General features: G+C 56.4%; 5 protein-coding genes. 4 read left to right on the top strand and 1 reads right to left on the bottom strand.

Translation table 11 applies throughout. The features are described 5' to 3' along the window. The coding region (locus NW852_RS06520; protein WP_414426573.1) for a glycosyltransferase family 2 protein at positions 1 to 915 on the top strand (915 nt) is incomplete at its 5' end. Positions 916 to 919: 4 nt separating this feature from the next. Here the strand turns inward: NW852_RS06520 and NW852_RS06525 are convergent. After that, positions 920 to 2,161: a YcjF family protein gene (locus NW852_RS06525; RefSeq protein WP_414370858.1), complete on the bottom strand. Its 1,242-nt coding sequence runs from the start codon at positions 2,159 to 2,161 to the stop codon at positions 920 to 922. A gap of 240 nt (positions 2,162 to 2,401) precedes the next feature. Here NW852_RS06525 and NW852_RS06530 point away from each other — a divergent pair, with 240 nt between their 5' ends. The 3 genes from NW852_RS06530 to NW852_RS06540 all read left to right on the top strand — a co-directional run bounded on the left by NW852_RS06530 (position 2,402) and on the right by NW852_RS06540 (position 3,948). Continuing rightward, positions 2,402 to 2,953, top strand: a complete 552-nt coding sequence (locus tag NW852_RS06530; protein WP_414370859.1) for a Dps family protein — start codon at positions 2,402 to 2,404, stop codon at positions 2,951 to 2,953. A 139-nt stretch (positions 2,954 to 3,092) separates the two neighbouring features. Then, positions 3,093 to 3,365, top strand: coding sequence for an Asr1405/Asl0597 family protein (locus tag NW852_RS06535; RefSeq protein WP_414338703.1), 273 nt, complete (start codon positions 3,093 to 3,095; stop codon positions 3,363 to 3,365). Continuing rightward, positions 3,349 to 3,948 carry a (2Fe-2S) ferredoxin domain-containing protein gene (locus NW852_RS06540; RefSeq protein WP_414370860.1) on the top strand — a complete coding sequence of 200 codons (600 nt, stop codon included), beginning with the start codon at positions 3,349 to 3,351 and terminating at the stop codon, positions 3,946 to 3,948. The genes NW852_RS06535 and NW852_RS06540 overlap by 17 nt, the downstream gene beginning before the upstream one ends. The last annotated feature ends 193 nt before the right edge of the window (positions 3,949 to 4,141 follow it).

Below are 4,141 nucleotides of genomic sequence, written 5' to 3' on the forward strand. Positions count from 1 at the left end.
CGACTTACCTTGGATCCTCTAGGGATCCCCTACGAGATCATCTGTGTCAACGACGGCAGCCAGGACGACACGCTGGAAAAGCTTATTGCCTTCCATCGCCAGGATCCCCGCATCAAGGTGGTGAACCTCTCCCGCTGTTTTGGCAAAGAGATTGCCCTCACAGCGGGTCTGGATTATGCCTCTGGCAGAGCCGTTGTTCCCATCGATGCCGACCTGCAGGATCCCCCAGAGTTGATCCCGGAAATGCTGCAGCAGTGGCGGCAGGGCTACCAGGTGGTGTACGCTGTGCGCCGCAGCCGCCAAGGGGAAAGCTGGCTAAAACGCTTCACCGCCAATGGGTTTTATTGGGTCATTGACCAGCTCAGCCAGGTGCGGATCCCGCGCAATACAGGAGATTTTCGGCTGTTGGATCGGCAGGTGGTAGACGCCATCAAGCAACTGCGGGAGCGCACTCGCTTTATGAAAGGGATCTTTGCCTGGGTAGGCTACCGGCAGGTGGCCATTTTTTACGACCGCGCCCCCCGTTTTCGCGGCAAAACCCAGTGGAACTACTGGCGGCTGTGGAACCTAGCCATAGAAGGCATCACCTCTTTTAGCTCTTGGCCCTTGCGGGTGTGGAGCTATCTGGGCTTGGCGATCTCGCTGGCGGCTCTGCTGTATGGCCTTTTCCTCGTCATTCGTACTTTGCTGTTTGGCTCCGATGTGCCCGGCTACGCCTCTTTGGCGGTGATGACCTTGTTTTTGGGCGGGATCCAGTTGATTAGCCTGGGCGTGATTGGAGAGTATCTGGGCCGCATTTTTGAAGAAGTGAAAGGCCGCCCCTTGTACCTAGTCAATGGCTCCTTTGGGTTCGAGAGCGCACGAGCTTCCCCTGCTCCAGAATTAGATCCAATGTCTACGCAAAAGCTGGGATAAAAAGTCATTTTTCCCAATCCCAGTTTTTGAGAGTTTTGTGTCCCGAAGCAGCATATTCTCGGTACTCGCGCACAAAGATCTCCTGCATCTGGGCCTGGGATAGCTGGATCCCTTGGATTTCGGCGCGGGCGATGGCCTTCATCAGCTCGATATAGGCCAGGCCAAGGGAAAGGGTCAGGGTAGCCGCTGTGGTGGACTGGATGATGCCGCCTGCCAGGGATCCCACGCCGGGGATCAACTTCAGCAGGTTTGAGACAATGGCCCGCCCAGTGACTACTGCGCCCCCAATTCCCGCCAAAGCCGCCATCAAAGAGTAGTAAAAAGAAGGGGAGGCCTTATAGCCAAAGATAAAGCTGATATTGGCAATCATGCCCACTTGTGCTGCTGCCAGTAGAGGGGCATCGGCAAAAGGAAGAGGTGCGGCGCCGATGAACGCTGCGCTGGCCACATAGCCCGATACATACTTAAAAGCAGCATCGGCCTTGAGATCCACCCGCAGCAATTGCTGGCGGATAAAGGCAAGGCGGGCTACCTCTGGCAGCAGCTCCGAGGTGCAGCCGATTAGGTGCTCTAGCCCGTGGGCGGGGATGGTGAGTTGCCGGTTAATGACCTTGTCCTTAGCCAAAAGAGGAACAATGTAGCGAACAGGGAGATTTTGGCGCTGCAAGTACTGAAAAAACTCGCTCTCTTCGGGATTGGGATATTCCAGGCATTGGGTCAAGACTAAGATGACCGGTACATCTTTGAGTTCTAACTCTCTCAGCCACTCACGCTCGGTTTCCTCCAGCCGCTTCAGTTCGTGGTGGATGCAATACCAAACAATGTGAATGTGATGTTCGGGATCCTTGAGGCGCAGCTCGTCGATCAGTTGGGACACCTCGAGGCGGATCTGGATATTCTGGTCTCCCGCCAATTCCATGCCAGGTGTATCGTAGATGGTGATTGGGCAGCCTTGCTTAGAATATTGGCGAATGTGGCGGGTAACAGGGCTGCCAACACCAGTGCGGGCCAGCTCATCTTTAAACACCGCGTTGACCAAGGTGCTTTTGCCCACCCCACTTTTGCCAATCACCAGGACATTACAGTGGCCCATTTCTGCCTCTGCTTCCAGCAGGCTCTCTTTGAACAGGTGGCTGGCCCAATCCCAAGGTTCCTGCGGTTTCCCCCCAGCCCGCGCAACTGTTTGATGGGTTAGGCGAATCAGTTTTTCTATCCAGGAGTGGCTTTCTGGCTCCGTTTGCGACATGCTCCATCTCCAGGTACGGGATCAACTGGGCTAACGCTCCCAGTCCAGTGTAAATCGGGAAGATGCGGCTACTCTCTGACCAGCCCACTGGTTCTGCTGCAACAAGCACTTTGTTGAGAGCTATTCACAAGAACTGTTGAGTTAGACTATGCTGGGGTGAGGATAGCCCCAAGAAACCCTGGATCTGTCCACTCGAGTAGGCTGGATAATTAGCTCTCTTGCTTCGGAGAACCTTGCCCTATGTCTGAAACCTCAACCTTGCGCCAGTCCTTCAACAGCGTGCGCAACAACCCTGTCTCCCTCGGCCTGGAGGTGACCCAGCCGATCTGCGAGGGGATGAACGCCCTTCTGGCCAGCTTCCAAGGGCTGTACTTGCAGTACCAGAAGCATCACTTCGTAGTAGAGGGCACCGAGTTCTACCCGCTACACCAATTGTTCAAGGATCATTACGAGCAGGTGAGGGAACATGTCCACGACCTGGGAGAGCGCCTCGAAGGTTTGGGGAGTGTGCCGGTAGCCACCTTCGCCACCTTGGCCCGCCTCTGCTGCTTTACCCCTGAGCCGGATGGCGCTTTTGAGGCGCGGCAAATGTTGCAAAATGACCTGGCGGCAGAGCAGGCCATCATCGATTTGCTGCGGCGCCAAGCCGCCCAAGCGGAAAGCCTAGGGGATCGCGCCACCCGCTACCTCTACGAGCAGATTCTGCTCAAGACGGAAGACCGGGCCTTCCACCTCAACCACTTCCTGGCCAACGACAGCCTAGTGTTTGGCTTAATGGACCGCAGAGCCTAGTCAGGATCTGGGGCAGGTTCGCCGGCCAGGTGACCTGTCCTTAAACCTGAGGGCTTATTTTTGTAAGCATTTGTTGAAAATTTATATCATTACTGCCCGATTGGGTTTAGATTTATTTGCCGAGGTTTTGCTCCTAGCCATGAACCCTGTATCTTTTGAGGGCAGCTATTGTTTGCAGATCCCCTTAGGGGAACGCTGGCGCATTGGGCGGCGGCTGCTGGAGTTGGGGATCCCGGCAGTTTGTACGGGAGATGGCCATTTGCAGGTGCAGGTGGACACGCCTCTGGCCCTGTTGCAGGTGCGCAGCGTGATCCGCCAATACACAGCGCGGCGGCAGGAGTTATTGGACAGCCTAGAGACGTGTTGGCAGCTCAACACCGAGCCTGGGGGACAAGATGAGCAAGTTGGCTAAGCAAAGGATCCCGTTCGAGTCAGAAGGTCAGTTCCTGGGATTTCTTCCCGATAAGGATGGCAAGCTCAAGTATTTGCGCTGGCAGGCCGGAGCGGAAGTGTTTGCCGGCAAGATCCCCAAGCCGCTGCGCTCTGAGCTCTACCGCAGCCTCAAGCCAGGGGATAGGGTGCAGATTGCGGGGGAGCGGGAAGTGAATTTGCTGAAGGGGCGAGAGAAATGGGTGCTCTACCGCGTGGTTCCTGTCCAGGCAGGGATCCCAGCCACATCTCCCCCAAAAGCTGCTCCAGAATCGGAGGAAAAGAGAAAAGGGGTCGTCTTGGTCTGCCAGAAGTCTGACTGCTGTCGGCGGGGGGCGCTGGAGGTGATGCAGGCTCTGCAGGCTCACCTAGCAGCCTATGGGGGCATCCGCGTGCAGGGAGTGGGCTGCATGAAGGACTGCAAACGGGGGCCGAACGTGGTGTTCCTGCCCGACAAGGCTCGCTACAGCGGCGTTTCTCCGCAAGGGATCCCGGCTTTGTTGGAGCGGCATTTTCCGATTGCTTCGTTGCAGGTACAGCAGGTTGAGACGGCGGCTTCCTCCTGACGCTCATGCTGATCCCCCCACGGGCGAGCGGATTTCCCTTGACTTTTCGCATGAACTACCCCACCGCGCAGGCGGGTGGGGTTTCCCCATCCGCTTTACGGTGAGATTTTTGTCTCTTCCTCTGCCCCAGTTGCTCCGTGGATCCCGTGTACCGGGTCTCTGAAGTAGAGCTGAAGCATCCAAGACTCACGAG

Origin of the sequence: Synechococcus sp. H60.1 (assembly GCF_047462335.1) — a bacterium.
Lineage (GTDB): Bacteria > Cyanobacteriota > Cyanobacteriia > Thermostichales > Thermostichaceae > Thermostichus.

Bases quoted from the DNA above. Each gene is read 5' to 3' on its own strand.
- NW852_RS06525 (WP_414370858.1), bottom strand. From the start codon at position 2,161: ATGTCGCAAACGGAGCCAGAAAGCCACTCCTGGATAGAAAAACTGATT.
- NW852_RS06530 (WP_414370859.1), top strand. From the start codon at position 2,402: ATGTCTGAAACCTCAACCTTGCGCCAGTCCTTCAACAGCGTGCGCAAC.
- NW852_RS06535 (WP_414338703.1), top strand. From the start codon at position 3,093: ATGAACCCTGTATCTTTTGAGGGCAGCTATTGTTTGCAGATCCCCTTA.
- NW852_RS06540 (WP_414370860.1), top strand. From the start codon at position 3,349: ATGAGCAAGTTGGCTAAGCAAAGGATCCCGTTCGAGTCAGAAGGTCAG.